We start from the raw sequence: 14,415 nt of genomic DNA on the forward strand, positions 1-14,415 counted from the left end.
GATCGCCCCTTTTATTCAGGGCCTCTTTTGTGAGCTTATCTGTTTTCGACCACCCTTGGCTTTCCGGTCTTTTTGGCGATGCGGAGATGGCCAGGATATTGTCGCCGGAACGCCAGATTAGACATATGCTGGCATTCGAGGCAGCGTGGTCGCGCGCTTGCGCAAAGGTCGGGTTGTTTGATGCGGATACGGCCGAGACGGCGGCGGAGGCAATCGAAACAGCGGAAATTGACCTGGACGACATTGCCAGGGGCATGAGTCAAGACGGGGTTCCGGTCCCGCGGCTTGTAGATCAGCTGAAAGCCGTCGCCCCGGATAACGTGGTGCACAAGGGCGCGACCTCACAAGATGTGATGGACACCGCGCTGGCACTGACGCTGCGCGAAGCATCCGACCTATTATCTCAGCGCCTGGTAGCGCTTTATCGCAGTTTCGAGGACGTGGAGAAACGTTTTGGCGACGAGCCTCTTATGGGGCGTACCAGGATGCAGGCGGCCACCAAGATCAAGGTACGCGATCGGGTTCAAACGTGGAGATTGCCGTTGAACGACCACTTGGCGCGGCTGTCCGAACTGCGGCCCCGCGTGGAGAAGGTTCAGATCGGAGGCGCTTCCGGCGATCGGAAAGCACTGGGTCAAAAAGCCGATAGAGTAGTTGCGGAGATTGCCGCCGCACTCAGGCTAGCCCCGACTGATAAAGCATGGCACGCGACACGCGACGGGGTGGCGGAATATGCAGGCTACCTGTCGCTTGTCTCCGGTACGCTCGGTAAATTCGGCCAGGACGTGGCATTGATGACGCAGCAGGGCATCGAAGAAATAACGCTGTCTGGAGGAGGAGGCTCCTCAGCAATGCCGCATAAGAAAAACCCTGTCGGCGCAGAGTTGCTGGTGACGTTGGCTCAGTTCAACGCTGTGCAGGTCTCAGCCATGCACCATTCGGTGGTGCATGAGCAGGAACGATCGGGCAAGGCCTGGACGCTTGAGTGGATGGTGTTGCCGCAGATGCTGATGGCAACCGCAAGGGCCATTGCTGTCGCCCATACCATCTGCGAAAGTATTGATCATATCGGATCCGTGCAAAGCTGAGCTGAGTTTCCGGGGTTTTCTCGACTGAATGAGACGTTTACAGCTCAGCCAGCATCGGGACTGTCAGACGAGTTGACCTGAGGTCCCTTTTCCCTCACATCAGCGCGGAGTCCTTTGGTCGATGCGCTGAGACCGAAGTCTGGAGCGCTGGAAGCCGGCGTTTTCCGACTTCGATCACGATGACGGGCTGGTTGCCTCAACGGGATTTTGCAACGCGGCGCTCGAGTTCCTGGCAAACGCAGCTCTGATCCGCTCCATCAATTGAATTTGCGCTTCAGTGAATACGGCCTGGCTGTTGTAAACAAGATAGAGTGGCATTGATAAACTGATTTCGGGAGTTTTCACGAAGCGCAGCCCGTATTGGTTCATGTCAAGCGGGAGCGCGCTCTCGAAAACGAAACCCACTCCTACGTCAGCTCGAATAGCCTTCAGAATCGGTTCCGGATGACCGAATGCCATTACGCTATTCGTTCTGAACAGTCCCACTGTCCGAAGCGCTTCATCGATTAGTTCTCGGGCAATCTGACCTCGGGGAGGCGTTACGAGAGGTAAGGACGAAAGCTCTTGAAGCCCGGCCACGTCTTGGACCAGGTCGCTTTCGATAGCCGCGACCAGGTAGAGAGGCTCTCTCCAAAGCAACTCAATTTCAAGCTTGGACGTGTCCTTGTTTGGATTGATCAGCGTCACCCCAAAATCGCATTCGCCGTTCAAGACCGCCTCAGTCGCCAAATAGGGTGTCAGGACCGACACAGAAACCTTGTGCGATGGGTTTGATCTATGATTTTCGAGTATTATATCCGGTAGCTTATAAGTCCCCGCGACCATCGACGCTGCGATCTTCGTTCTCTCCAGACCGCCATTGTTGATGTCCACAAGATCGAGAAACATCTCAGAGCTGCGATGCAAGATCTCGGATGCCCAGGTATATATCCGCTTTCCGGCCTGGGTCAGCTCTATGTTACGACCGACTTTCTGCACCAACTGAGCGCCAACACTTTCCTCCAGACCGCGCAGATGTGCCGTCACCGCAGGCTGAGCAATATTAAGTTGCTCTGCCGCGCGCGTTACACTGTTGAGTTGAGCGACCTTGCAGAAAACGTTGAGTTTGTGGAGTGTCAAATTCCTTGAACGCAGAAAGCTGTTTGACAACTGCAAATCTACGTTTTGCAAAAGCGACTTAGACATACCAGCTCTTCCCCTCAACCTGCACGCTATCGAAATCGACGCTGCGAAAACGCTTTATCTGACAGCAGGGCGACACCGGACAACAGCTTATTCTTATCACTCAATACATAACCTAAACAATATAAATCATCGCCAAATTCATATTGGACAATCATCGTCGCGGTACACCACGATTTCGCAGATCAAGGCGCGCCGCCAGGCACGTCATATCGAGAAAAAAGCAAAGAAACCCGCTGTTCGGCTCAGGCGACTGGCTCTGAGCCTTACCAGTTACAGGGGTTGGACGTGAAGGAGAGACCCAAGGTGACCATGCATGGCTTTGGAAGAAAATTCCCGGCGGGCGGAAGCAGTTGCGCAGCTGGCTTGACTTCAAGGGCTGTGTGACTGGCTCGCGGAGACCAGGCCGGCCGGCCAAATGAATGCTCGCTAGAAAATGCAGGAAAACGACGCGCCAAGCGGATGCGCACGTCTGCGGAATTGCCAATTCAAGCATGGCGCAAAGGGGAGAATAACATGCGAGGCGTAACGTTTCCCGGAGATCGCAAGGTCGAGATCATGACATTCGATGATCCGACTCCAGGGCCGGGAGAGGTCGTGATCGAAGTTAAGGCGTCAGGTCTGTGCGGGAGCGATCTGCACGCCTATCGGGCACCGTCAGACGATCAGGCATTTCGTGAGCTGGCCAAGGGAAAACCTTATGAGACCATGCGCGACAACGGGCCGATGATCGGAGGCCATGAACCTTCCGGTGTTGTGGTTGCGGTCGGTCCGGGAGTGAGCGAGCGTGTCGCCCGCCTCGGCCAGCGCGTCATGATACATCACTATTCCGGCTGTCACATATGCGACCAATGCCGGACGGGATGGCCTCAAATCTGCGAGACCATGGTTCCCGATATCTATGGTTGGACCGCACATGGCGCGCATGCCAAATACATGAAATGCGCAGCTCATACGCTGGTTACGCTCCCGGACAGCCTTTCGTTCGAAGCCGGTGCGGCGATCGCATGCGGCTCGGGCACTTCTTATTCAGCTCTTCGCAAGGTCCAGCCGAATTCGAGCCATACGGTTGCAATATTCGGCCAGGGTCCGGTCGGATTATCCGGCACCCAGTTCGCTGCCGCAATGGGCGCACGGGTTATCGCACTCGACGTTAACGCAGAACGTCTCGAGATGGCCAATCGCTTTGGCGCCGCCGAAACGATTAACCCTGCGGATACAAATGCGGTCGAGGCGATCAGGGATCTGACACACGGCAAAGGCGCACATTTCTCGGTCGAAACATCGGGGGCGCAGCAGGCGATAACCGATGCAATAAAGTGCCTTCGGCTGTGGGGAACCGCTGTGTTTGTCGGGCTGGGCAGGTCGGCGTCAGTCGATTTTTCCGCCGACGTGATTTTCAGGCAGATCAATGTGGTCGGGTCTTTCACCTTCTCAACGAACATCATGGAGGAATGCGGAACGTTCTCGGTGGATCGCGGCGTCGACGTCGAGGCAATTTTCTCCAATCGCTGGACGCTCGATCAGGCCGGAAAAGCTTATGAGCTTTTGGACAAACAAGCGTCTGGAAAAGGAGTGATCGTTTTCTAGGGAACCGAATGGATCGGAAAGAGAACCAACCGAATTCAGGAATTCTATTCGGTCGGTTTGGGGACGGACAAAGTATCCATCAGCCATGTGCTGAAAATAAAACAGGAGGAGAGCAGATGAAAAACATAATATACGGCCTTGTCGCGTCAATTGTACTGCCACATGTCGCGACGAACCATGCGATGGCGGCCGATCTGAAAATCCTTTCAAGCTGGGATCAGAGCTATGCCGCCGTCGGTGAGGTTTTGATGCCATTTATGGAGTATCTCGAGAACGAGACCACCGAAAATCTGAACTTATCCAGGTTCGGTCCCGAAACGGTACCGCCTTTCGAACAGTTCAATCCGGTCGCGCAAGGTGTATTCAATTTGCTCTATACAAATGGAGGATATCACTACAACGATATTGCCGTTGGTATGTCTTTAGACGCATTAAGCGGTTCCAGCGAAGAACTTCATGACTCCGGCATTTGGGATTTCGCCGACCAAGAATACCAGAAAGTCGGACTGAAACTGATCGCCGTGTTCTATGATCGCAACGGCTTCCACATGCTCCTGAAAGAGCCTCTGGGCGAAGACGCACTGAATGGCCGTCGCATCCGGGGAACTCCACTTTATCATCCCGTGATCGAGAAACTCGGCGGCTCTCCGGTTGTTCTGCCTGGGCCGGAAATCTACCCTGCGCTCGAACGTGGGGTAGTCGATGGCGCCGCATGGCCGACCGTCGGTGCGGTGAACTATCGCTGGTTCGAGGTTGCCGATTATTTCGTGCGGCCGACCTTTGGCCAAGTCAGCCATATGCTTTTGATGAATCTCGATACATGGAACAGCCTAGATGAAACAACCCAGGCTGAGATCGAGGCTGCAGCACTGGCCTATGAGAAAGAAAGCTCGACAATTTTCGATGGTCTTGCGACGACCGAAATGGAGACGCTGATCGCCGAAGGAATGGAAGCCACCGATTTCCAGCCCGAATTTGCGGCCACGCTCAAAAGCGCCTGGTTCAACGGCGTGACGGAGTTGGCGAGTACCGTCAACCCCGAAGCGATTGCCGAAATTCGGACCATGGCAAGCAAAGCCAATATCTCAGACTGACCGCAGATGCAGATGGTTGCCCCTCCGGGGGCAACCATCTTTCTCGCCAACAACGGAGTCATGGATGAGGGCTTTGTTCCACCGTTCGTTCAGGACGCTTTTGCGCCTTCACGACGTTATTATCAGTATCGGCTACCAACTCGGATCTATGGCACTTGCTGTTATCGTTGCTATTTTTGCCTATGAAGTCGTGATGCGGTATTTCCTAGGCGCACCAACAAAATGGGCAAGCGATTCAGTCTCTTTTCTTCTGCTGATTTCCGTTTTTCTTGTCATTCCCCATGTCACCCGAATCCATGGGAACGTTTCGGTTTCTATTTTTCTTGACGTGCTCGACGAACGCAAAGCCCGGATATTGCGACGGTTCGGTTTTCTCGTCGGTGCCGGGGTTTGTCTTTGGACAGCGTATATTTTCTTTGGTGAAACCCAACGATTGTACATGCGGGGGACCGTCACGCTCACAACAATCCAGTTTCCAAAATGGATCTTATTCTCATTTGTTTTCCTGGGCATGTTGAATACCGGCCTGAGTTTTCTGCGCATGGCGTTCGGGCAAAGCTTTCAAGGCTCAAAGGGGCAGTTCCAATGATCGAGGGAATTCCAGCTGTTCTGGTTGGCGTGGGACTGCTATTGCTGGCGATGGGCAGCGGCATGCCGGTCTTCGTGGCTTTTCTCGTTGTCAATCTCGGGGCTTCGATGCTGCTGCTGGGACCGGCTGGTTTCGGCATGTTCTCGGGTAGTTTCTTCGAAACGGCGACCAGTTCCTCCCTGGTGACAATCCCGTTATTCATTCTTATGGGCGAGTTGCTTTTCAGGAGCCGAGCCGTCGAGGTTCTTTTCCAGTCGATCGATACGCTGGTTGGGCGCGTCCGCGGCCGGCAGTTTATTTTGTCCATAGTGCTCGCCACAGTCTTCAGCACATTGTCAGGGGCCGCCATGGGCGTTGCGGCAATGCTCGGTCGCTCTTTGTTGCCGGGCATGGTTTCCAGGGGGTATGACGCGCGTCTTTCTATCGGCACGATCCTCGCGGGAGCCAGCCTCGCGCCGCTGATACCGCCCAGTGTGCTGGTCATCATAATCGGCACCCTGGCCGGCGTGTCCATCGCGGGTCTCCTTATTGCCGGGATTATTCCGGGGCTGGTTTTCTCTTCGCTATTTGCGGCCTACGTGTTCATCAGAATTTGGCGCAATCCGACCCTCGCCCCTGCGGATGAGGATGCTAAAAGCCGACCCAGTCTCCTTGAGGCGGCGACGGCGCTGATAAAACTTCTGCCGTTTACAATTATTATCGCACTGGTGATGGGGCTGATCCTGATGGGCGTCGCCACGCCGACCGAAGCGGGAGCAATGGGGGTGTTGGGCTCGCTGATGACCGCTGCCATTTACCGGAACCTCAGCATTCGAATGATCGTGGAGGCGGTAGGAGAGTCAGCCAAGATCTCGGCCATGATCCTCATCATCATGGCAAGTTCCAAGCTGTTCAGCCAACTGCTTGCATTTTCGGGAGGGGCTTCGGCCCTGACGCAGTGGATCGTCGAATTGCAGGTATCGTCGTGGGTCATGCTCTTCATGCTGATGCTCCTGCCATTTATACTGTGCATGTTTATCGACCAGATCGCGCTGATGCTTATCGTGATCCCGATCTACCTGCCGATCATCGACAGGTTCGAATATGATCCGATCTGGTTCTGGCTCCTGTTTTTGGTCAACATCACGGTCGGTGGCATAACCCCGCCATTCGGTTACACCCTTTTCGCCCTCAAGAGCGCCTGGAACGAGGGATCCATGTCATCGGTGTTCGCTGCGGCCTGGCCTTTTGTCGGGTTGTTCGTGATCGGCATGGTGCTTCTTGCGCTGGTTCCGGAGTTGACGACACTTTTGCCGTCAATGCTCTGATCGGCTCCGGAATGAATGCCGGGATTTGAACCGCGACATGCTGAGCGGTTGAGGCGACGGTGAAATCGTCATGCCGGTTTAGCTTTCTTGCAAAACATGACGGATATGCTGAGAGAGAAAAATGAAAAGCGAACTTAAGAAATATCAAGTATTTATTAGTAATGGCTGGCGTGACAGCGCGTCAAAAGAAACATTTCTGAGCTATAATCCGTATTCCGGAGAACCGTGGGCGGAAATTCCGCGCTGCGATGAACGCGATGTCAACGATGCCATCGAAGCTGCGCATCGTGCGCTCTACGCCGGGGCTTGGGGTAAAATGTCACCGACCGAGCGCGGAGCACTGATGAGAAAACTCGCCGGTCTCATCGAACGCGACGCCGATCGTCTTTCAGCGGTGGAAGTGCGCGACAACGGAAAGCTTTTGGCCGAGGTAGGCGGTCAGATCCGCTATATTCCCCAGTGGCTGTATTTTTATGGTGGGCTGGCCGACAAGATCAACGGAGCGGTGGTTCCGATCGATAAGCCGGATATGTTTGCATACACGCTTCGCGAGCCGGTGGGCGTCGTTGCGGCAATCGTACCGTGGAATTCGCCGCTCATGCTGATGATGTGGAAGCTGGCTCCGGCTTTGGCCGCAGGCTGCACGCTAGTGATCAAACCATCAGAGCACACGTCGGCTTCGGCACTTGAATTCGCCGCCCTGGTTAAAGAGGCGGGCTTCCCGGAGGGGGTGATCAATATCGTTACGGGGTTTGGGCAGGATGTCGGAGATCCGTTGACCTCGCATCCGAAAATTTCCAAGGTCGCGTTCACGGGTGGCGAACTGGCAGGCCAGAAGATAATGCAGAATGCCGCTCCGGCCTTCAAAAGACTAACGTTGGAGCTGGGCGGAAAATCAGCGCAGATTGTCTTTCCCGATGCGGATCTGGAGGCGGCTGTCGCGGGTGGAATCGCGGGAATTTTCGCGGCCACGGGACAAACCTGCATCGCGGGTTCTCGCCTGCTCGTACATGAAAGCATCTATGACGATTATCTGGAAAGATTTGTAGGGCTGGCAAAAAAAACGAGGATGGGCGATCCAATGGACCTGACAACCCAAGTCGGTCCGGTGACGACAAAGCCACAATACGAACGGATTCTCTCCTACATCGATATTGCCAAATCCGAAGGTGCGAGATGCGTCTTGGGCGGCGCTCCAGCCGAGCGTCCGGAATGCGGGAACGGTTGGTTCGTCGAGCCGACGGTTTTCGCCGATGTGGACAACAAGATGCGTATTGCACAGGAGGAAGTATTTGGTCCTGTGGTGTCGGTCATCCCGTTCAAGAATGACGAAGAAGCTTATCAATTGGCGAATGACACCGCCTATGGTCTGGCGGCCGGCGTTTGGACAAGCAGTATTAAACGCGCGACCGTCGCGCCCAAACGTCTGCAGGCGGGAACTGTTTGGGTAAATACATATCGTGCCGCCAGTTTCCTCATGCCGTTTGGCGGCGTAAAAACGTCGGGTCTTGGCCGCGAGAACGGGATTGAGGCCATCGATCCCTATCTTGAAACCAAATCGGTCTGGCTTTCCTATAGTACTGAGATTAGCAATCCATTCGTCATGCGTTAGGTCGTTTTCCGATCATATTGAGCCATTTGACCGAGACAAAATTGGTCCCTGACGTAGTTGGATCGTGCGTAGCGTTGTGCCGCTTGCACGATGCACCGCATCGCGCTTCGCGACACGCCTTGCCGAATGAACCATTTGGAGCCATCAAATGGTTCAATATGATCGGAAAACGCTCTAGGCGTCTCCAGCCCATGGGAGGAGCCGGAAACCAGGCGCTACTCTACCTTGAGGCGGTCGACGGCGTTGGCTTCGCGCAGCCAGTCGAGAAGTGCCGTAAGCTGCCGGTCTCGTTCCATGATGGTCTCGCTCCGATCACCCTCGAATGCATACCAACCCCGCCCCGTCATCAGGCCGAGATCGCCCCGTTCCACTAGGTCCCGAAGCGCTTTTCGCCCCTTGTAGTTTTCGTCACCCGTCTGCTCGTAAAGAGAATCCGTCACCGCCAGAGCGGTTTTCTTCGAAACGATCAGATCCTCCGTCAACAGCGGCCCCCAAAGGGCAAGCCGGGGCCCGAGGCTCAGGCGCACGGCAGCGTCGATATCGTCGCGGCTGGCAAGACCCTCGTCGACTAGCCGGTAGATTTCGGTCAGCATCGCGAACTGGATCTTGTTGATCAGAAAGCCGGGCCGTTCGGGACAGGCCACCCCCACATGATCGATGGAATGGATAAACGCGCGCGCCCAGTCGATCAGCTCGGGCGGCGTGAAGCTGCTGTGGATGATCTCGATCACCGGGATGATGTGGCCTGGCGTGATATAGTGAATTCCGAGAACACGCTCACGACTGGAGACACGTTCGGCGATGTCGGAAATGAGAAACGAGGACGTGTTCGAGGCCAGGACAACATCCGGCGGACACAGCCGATCCAGTTCCTCGAAGACAGCCTGCTTCGTCTCCAGCACCTCCTGCACCGCCTCATGCACCATAAAGGCGCCGGCAACCGCATCCTTCAGGGAAGACACGGTGGCGACGCGGTTCACCATCGCCTCGACTTCGGTGCTGTCATCGGAAAAGCTCGCAGCGATGGGCCGCGCACGTTCGGCATAACTTTCGAGCATGGCTGCCTGACTGTCGCAGATGACCACGTCATAGCCGTGGCGCGCATAAAGCGTTGCGATCACGCACCCCATGAAACCCGCACCGACAACGCAGACGCGACCACCCGAAGGCGGCGCAGAAGCAATCCTCCCGGCCATCAGTGCACCGCCGCATACATGATGCGTTCCTCTGTGGCATCTTCGGGTGTGAATTCTTCGACGATACGCCCGGCCCGGCAAACGAGGATGCGGTCGGATATATTCATGATTTCAGGTAGGTAAGACGAGATTACCACGACGGCGATTCCTTCTTCTGCCAGCGTATTGATCAGATGGTGGATTTCCGAGATCGCCCCCACGTCGACACCGCGCGTCGGCTCATCGAAGAAGATCACCTTCGGCTTCTGAACCAGCGACCGCGCGATCACGACCTTCTGCTGATTACCTCCAGACAGCTCGATGACGCGCGCATTGGAATTGATGGCCCTGATGTTGAGTTTCCGCGTCCATTCGGCGGCCATCTCCTTGATCTCGGAATAGTTGAGGAAGAGGCTCGAACTGACATTGGCAGCCTGTGCAGCACGATGAATGTTGTCGGCGATCGACATGCTTTCATAGAACCCCTCGACCTTTCGATCTTCGGTCACATAGACGATTCCATCCTGTACGGCCGGGCGCGGGGTCCGGTAGCGAATGGGCTTGTTCTCGAGCCTGACCTCGCCGCCATGAAAGAAGTCGCGCTTGTAGATGCCGGAGATCACCTTGGCGGCTTCGGTGCGCCCGGAGCCGATCAGGCCGAATATGCCGGTCACCTGGCCGCCATAGATCGAAAACGACGTGTTCTTGACGACCCGCGACATGGAGAGGTTCTGCACCGACAGGATTTTCCGGCCCGGCCGGCGGATCTTGTCTTCCCCGTGGCTGTGATAAAGATCGTCCGACAAGGTGCGGCCCACCATGGCCTGAACGATCTTTTCCCGGTCGAACTTGTCGACGGTATCGCTCACCACCAGTTCACCATCCCTGAGAACGGTGATCCGATCGGCGATGCTCAGCGCCTCCTCGAGGGCGTGACTGATAAAGATCACCGCGACACCCCGCTGCCTGAGGTCCTTGACCAGCGCAAAGAAATGCCGCTTTTCCTCGGGCGTGAGCGTGGCCGTGGGCTCGTCGAAAATGATCACCCGGGCGTTCTGCCGCACCGCCCTTGCGATCTCCACCATCTGCTTCTGGGCGGCGCCGAGCGTCCCGACATCGGCCCAGGGGTTCACCTGGAAGTTCAGCGATTGCATGAACTGCTGGGCGCTGATGTAGATGCCGCGAAGACGGTTGAAGAGTTTCTCCTCGCCCAGGAAGAGGTTCTGGGCGACCGTCATGCTGGGAACGAGGCTGGTTTCCTGAAACACCATGGCCACACCATGCGACAAGGCTTCGCCGGGCGTCATAAAGGTAACCGGCCGGCCGTCGAGCAGCATCATGCCCTCGGTCAGTTGGGTGACCCCCGCCATCATCTTCGTCAATGTGGACTTGCCCGCCCCGTTCTCGCCCAAGAGGGCGTGAACCTCACCGGGCATGAGCGTGAAATCGACGTTTCGGACCGCTGCAACCCCGCGATACTCCTTGGTCACGGACCGCATTTCGATCAGTTTGGATGTCTCCATGATCCTCTCCCTATATCTTCGCTCGCACGACGATATCGCCACCCCTGCACGTCATCAGCAGGCCATCGCCGGTGGGGAGGCAACTGGTGACGCCGTGACGCACTCCGTCCGCTCGGGAGTGCAGGCTCTCGACGGGATGCCCGTTGCCATCCAGACGCACCGCAATCCCCAGCGATCGCGATGGCGCCCAGGGCTTGAGTTCCCCGAGCTGCTTGAGGCTGCCGCCCTGCATGGGCTCGAGATAGGACTGCGGGTGATGCAGGGAGGGCGCGATCCAGTATTCAGGGTCGATCGTATCCACCATGCGACGACGGTATTCGTCTTCGCGCAGGACGAATTCGATAAGTTGCGTGCGCGGAGCAAAGATTGAAAGCCAAAAGTCTCCGCCCTCGCGCTCGTGTGCCATGCGTGCCGGATACCCCGGCAGTTCATCGACAACGACCCCGATTTTCCCATCCGGAGAGATCCGCAGCAGGCGATGACGCCAGCTTTCCGAAACGACGATATTGCCGTTTTCGGTCACGTGGACGCCATATGGGAAAGCGAGTTCTTGCGCCATACAGGCCGCTGCGCCACTGCCAAGGTCGATTTTCCAGACAGACCCGCTGGCGCCGTGTGTCATCAGATCGACCTTCCAGTCGCTCATTCCGTGATCCTGGCTGCCCAGACAGACGAACAGGGTATTGTCATCGGCAAAGGCAAGGGCGGAAGGGGACACGATGGGCAGATCTCCCAGTTTGGTGAACTCGCGTCCTTCATGCGCTCCGCCCCGGATGACGAGACGCCCCTCGTCAAGCCCCAGGGCCAGCATGCCCGACGGATGAGCCGCCAGACACACGATGTCGCTTGACGCCGTCCAGAGAGTATCGATGGTTTTCGATGGGCTCAGGCCCAGCAACCGGGCGCCGGACGACAGCAGGATGCCATCCGCTCCTAACGCGATATTGTCCGGAGCCGTCACGGCGGCCATTTCCTCGGCTTCATCGATGCGGGTGTTGGGACGCAATGCCCCGTCCATCGGTGGCAGGGTGATGGCGGCGCTGCCGCTGCCGCGGAAGCGGTCGAACATACGGGCAAAGAGGTTACTCACCGGACTTGCCTCCCCAGTAATGGCTGATGCCTGTCCATTCCATGTCGGCTCCGGGAATGTCGTAGACACCGATCCGGTCGTTGAAGAGCCCTCCCAGGAACAGACGTCCCTTGTGCTCCCGGATCGACGTGATCGAAGGATGCTTGATGCCGTCGCGATCCCAGAGCACGTCGAGCACCTGACCGGTCAGATCGAATTTGAAGACGCATCCTGAATTCATGTTCGGATACATCCATTCGTCGCTTGCCACGCGGTAGACCATGCGCCGGCGGAGCTGCGGCATTCGCTGGGCGAGGTCGAAGGTGGGCGATCTCATGCCGATGATGGCGCACCAGAAGGTGCCGTCGGAGGCCTTGTTGATATTGTCGGGGTAACCTGGAAGATCCGGTATCACGACTTCTCTTTGTCCCTTGCGGGGGCCGTCGAACCAGTATCGGCTGATCCGACAGCCCCAGGTCTCCGCGAAGAGGAAGGATTCGCCGTCACCCGCCATCGTGATTCCGTTTGGAAACTGCAGCTTGGGCAAAATAGTGCGCGATGACCCGTCACGCGGGTCGTAGCAAATGATGCGGCCATTGCCCCGCGATTCCAGTGCGTCGAGCACCCAGTCGTGAATCTCGTAGCGGATCGTGGCTTCCGAAAAGAAGATCCGGCCGTCCGGCGCGATGTCGAGATCGTCGGCGAGCCGCATGCGCGAGTCGTCGATGATCGAAAACATGGACCGGTTCGTCTCGTCCGAGAGCTTTACGGGCTTGCGATCCTTCGTAACCTTGTAGAGCCCCATCCCGCCGACACAGACGACAAGTTCCCGGTCCCGGTTGAACGCCATTCCCAACGGATGGCCGCCGATATGTACGTAGACCTCATGTCGTTGGTAGTCGGGCGCAAAGAACCGGATGATGTCGCCATGCCGGCTGCCGCAGTAAAGATTGTCGTCCTCGTCGAGGATGATGTCCTCGGGCCCGTCGAGCTCCCCCTTGCCGATCGGTTGCGCAGAGGCGAGCTTGTTGTTGACCTCATAGGGCGAACCGGACCCTTCGGCGGTGGGCGGGCACGGCGGCAGGGCAAAATAGGTGGGTGAGACATAAGCGCGATTGAGGATCTTGAGGCGGTTCTTCATCCACTTCACGTCTATGGCCACGGCCACGAGCAGAATGAGACCCAACACGAGGTCGCCGGCGCCGGTGCGCAAGCCCATGCGCACCAAGGCATTGGTGACCATGACCACTATGACGGTTCCGATAATCGCCTTCGCGACCGACCCGCGCCCGCCGCCCAGACTGTTACCTCCGAGGACCGCGGCAGTCAGGATAACAATCTCCAGCCCGACGCCGACGGAGCCGCCTATGCTGCCGAGTCGCGAGGCATAGAACAAGGCGGCTGCCGCTGTGAAGACCCCCGACAGGATGTAGGTCTGGGCCACGATCCACTTGACCGGCAGGCCGATATTGTAGGCGGAACGGCGCGACCCGCCGACAGCGCTCAGATGCCAGCCGAACCGCATGCGAGTCATCAATATATGGGTCAGGATCGCCACAATGACGGCAACGAACAGCGAGAGCGGCATTCCCAGGATCCGGGCTGAGCCCAGATAGTCCCACATTGGCACCGGCGTTTCCGAGTAAGAGGCATCGACACCGTAGTTCAGGGACAGCAGCTCCACTATGGCGCGTACGAGGATGAGCGTGACCAAGGTGGTCAGAAACGCGCGAAGCCCGAGGAATCCGACGAGGACTCCGTTCAACGCCCCGACGAGACCGCCAAGTGCCAGAACGGCCGGGATGACGACGATCAGCGGCATTCCCAGGGCATTGACCAGATAAAGCGCGCAGAAATTGCACAGGGCGAAGACCGATCCGACGCTGAGATCGATGCCGCCGGCTTTCAGAACCAGCGTCATACCGATGGCGACGAACAGATATTCCGCCAGGAGTTCGCCCATCGTGCCGAGGCTTCCTATCGCCAGGAAGTTCGGGATGATGAAGGAAAAGACGGCGACGGCGATGGCAAGGAACATGAACGGGATCGCATTGTCGATCCAGTTCTTCGACAGGATCTCGCCCATGACGTGGTCGGGAAACAAGCGATATCGCCAGCGCAAATAGGCTTCGCGCGCACTCATACGTATACTCCGGGGGTTTTGGCTTCGGACGATCGTCGCCAGA

11 protein-coding genes are annotated in these 14,415 nt (G+C 57.0%); 6 read left to right on the forward strand and 5 right to left on the reverse strand.

What is annotated here, in order from left to right; all coding sequences use genetic code 11:
• Window positions 1-29 precede the first annotated feature (29 nt).
• Entirely contained in the window at window positions 30-1,088 is a 1,059-nt protein-coding gene (locus RBB46_RS09050) for a 3-carboxy-cis,cis-muconate cycloisomerase (RefSeq protein ID WP_306028653.1), read from the forward strand.
• A 174-nt stretch (window positions 1,089-1,262) separates the two neighbouring features.
• On the opposite strand, the gene RBB46_RS09055 is transcribed toward RBB46_RS09050, so the two are convergent.
• Window positions 1,263-2,273 carry a LysR family transcriptional regulator gene (locus RBB46_RS09055; RefSeq protein ID WP_306028654.1) on the reverse strand — a complete coding sequence of 337 codons (1,011 nt, stop codon included), beginning with the start codon at window positions 2,271-2,273 and terminating at the stop codon, window positions 1,263-1,265.
• A gap of 513 nt (window positions 2,274-2,786) precedes the next feature.
• Between RBB46_RS09055 and RBB46_RS09060 the strand changes: the two genes are divergently transcribed.
• The 5 genes from RBB46_RS09060 (at window position 2,787) to RBB46_RS09080 (ending at window position 8,462) form a co-directional block, all read left to right on the forward strand.
• Window positions 2,787-3,860 (forward strand): zinc-binding dehydrogenase, encoded by a 1,074-nt coding sequence (locus RBB46_RS09060; RefSeq protein WP_306028655.1) that lies wholly within the window; start codon window positions 2,787-2,789, stop codon window positions 3,858-3,860.
• Between the two features lie 116 nt (window positions 3,861-3,976).
• Window positions 3,977-4,954, forward strand: a complete 978-nt coding sequence (dctP, locus tag RBB46_RS09065; RefSeq protein ID WP_306028656.1) for a TRAP transporter substrate-binding protein DctP — start codon at window positions 3,977-3,979, stop codon at window positions 4,952-4,954.
• Between the two features lie 64 nt (window positions 4,955-5,018).
• Complete coding sequence (locus RBB46_RS09070; protein ID WP_306028657.1) at window positions 5,019-5,543, forward strand: TRAP transporter small permease; 525 nt, start codon at window positions 5,019-5,021, stop codon at window positions 5,541-5,543.
• Window positions 5,540-6,850, forward strand: coding sequence for a TRAP transporter large permease (locus RBB46_RS09075; RefSeq protein ID WP_306028658.1), 1,311 nt, complete (start codon window positions 5,540-5,542; stop codon window positions 6,848-6,850). Before RBB46_RS09070 ends, RBB46_RS09075 begins: the two co-directional genes overlap by 4 nt.
• A 121-nt stretch (window positions 6,851-6,971) precedes the next feature.
• Window positions 6,972-8,462, forward strand: a complete 1,491-nt coding sequence (locus tag RBB46_RS09080) for an aldehyde dehydrogenase (protein ID WP_306028660.1) — start codon at window positions 6,972-6,974, stop codon at window positions 8,460-8,462.
• 215 nt (window positions 8,463-8,677) lie between these two features.
• On the opposite strand, the gene RBB46_RS09085 is transcribed toward RBB46_RS09080, so the two are convergent.
• From RBB46_RS09085 to RBB46_RS09100, 4 genes are read right to left on the reverse strand one after another with little or no spacing between them, the layout of a single operon-like run.
• Window positions 8,678-9,658 (reverse strand): 3-hydroxyacyl-CoA dehydrogenase family protein, encoded by a 981-nt coding sequence (locus tag RBB46_RS09085; RefSeq protein WP_306028661.1) that lies wholly within the window; start codon window positions 9,656-9,658, stop codon window positions 8,678-8,680.
• The gene (locus tag RBB46_RS09090; protein WP_152505183.1) at window positions 9,658-11,160 is read right to left on the reverse strand and encodes a sugar ABC transporter ATP-binding protein; all 1,503 of its coding nucleotides are present in this window, start codon (window positions 11,158-11,160) and stop codon (window positions 9,658-9,660) included. The genes RBB46_RS09085 and RBB46_RS09090 overlap by 1 nt, the downstream gene beginning before the upstream one ends.
• 10 nt (window positions 11,161-11,170) lie before the next feature.
• Window positions 11,171-12,250: a strictosidine synthase gene (locus tag RBB46_RS09095; protein ID WP_306028662.1), complete on the reverse strand. Its 1,080-nt coding sequence runs from the start codon at window positions 12,248-12,250 to the stop codon at window positions 11,171-11,173.
• Window positions 12,243-14,372, reverse strand: a complete 2,130-nt coding sequence (locus tag RBB46_RS09100; protein WP_152505181.1) for an SMP-30/gluconolactonase/LRE family protein — start codon at window positions 14,370-14,372, stop codon at window positions 12,243-12,245. The genes RBB46_RS09095 and RBB46_RS09100 overlap by 8 nt, the downstream gene beginning before the upstream one ends.
• Window positions 14,373-14,415 lie beyond the last annotated feature (43 nt).

Origin of the sequence: Stappia sp. MMSF_3263 (assembly GCF_030733745.1) — a bacterium.
Taxonomy (GTDB): domain Bacteria; phylum Pseudomonadota; class Alphaproteobacteria; order Rhizobiales; family Stappiaceae; genus Stappia.

What these genes read in the sequence shown, in the direction of transcription:
- RBB46_RS09055 (WP_306028654.1), bottom strand. Translation starts at nt 2,273, where the DNA reads ATGTCTAAGTCGCTTTTGCAAAACGTAGATTTGCAGTTGTCAAACAGC.
- RBB46_RS09060 (WP_306028655.1), top strand. Translation starts at nt 2,787, where the DNA reads ATGCGAGGCGTAACGTTTCCCGGAGATCGCAAGGTCGAGATCATGACA.
- dctP (WP_306028656.1), top strand. Translation starts at nt 3,977, where the DNA reads ATGAAAAACATAATATACGGCCTTGTCGCGTCAATTGTACTGCCACAT.
- RBB46_RS09070 (WP_306028657.1), top strand. Translation starts at nt 5,019, where the DNA reads ATGAGGGCTTTGTTCCACCGTTCGTTCAGGACGCTTTTGCGCCTTCAC.
- RBB46_RS09075 (WP_306028658.1), top strand. Translation starts at nt 5,540, where the DNA reads ATGATCGAGGGAATTCCAGCTGTTCTGGTTGGCGTGGGACTGCTATTG.
- RBB46_RS09080 (WP_306028660.1), top strand. Translation starts at nt 6,972, where the DNA reads ATGAAAAGCGAACTTAAGAAATATCAAGTATTTATTAGTAATGGCTGG.
- RBB46_RS09085 (WP_306028661.1), bottom strand. Translation starts at nt 9,658, where the DNA reads ATGGCCGGGAGGATTGCTTCTGCGCCGCCTTCGGGTGGTCGCGTCTGC.
- RBB46_RS09090 (WP_152505183.1), bottom strand. Translation starts at nt 11,160, where the DNA reads ATGGAGACATCCAAACTGATCGAAATGCGGTCCGTGACCAAGGAGTAT.
- RBB46_RS09100 (WP_152505181.1), bottom strand. Translation starts at nt 14,372, where the DNA reads ATGAGTGCGCGCGAAGCCTATTTGCGCTGGCGATATCGCTTGTTTCCC.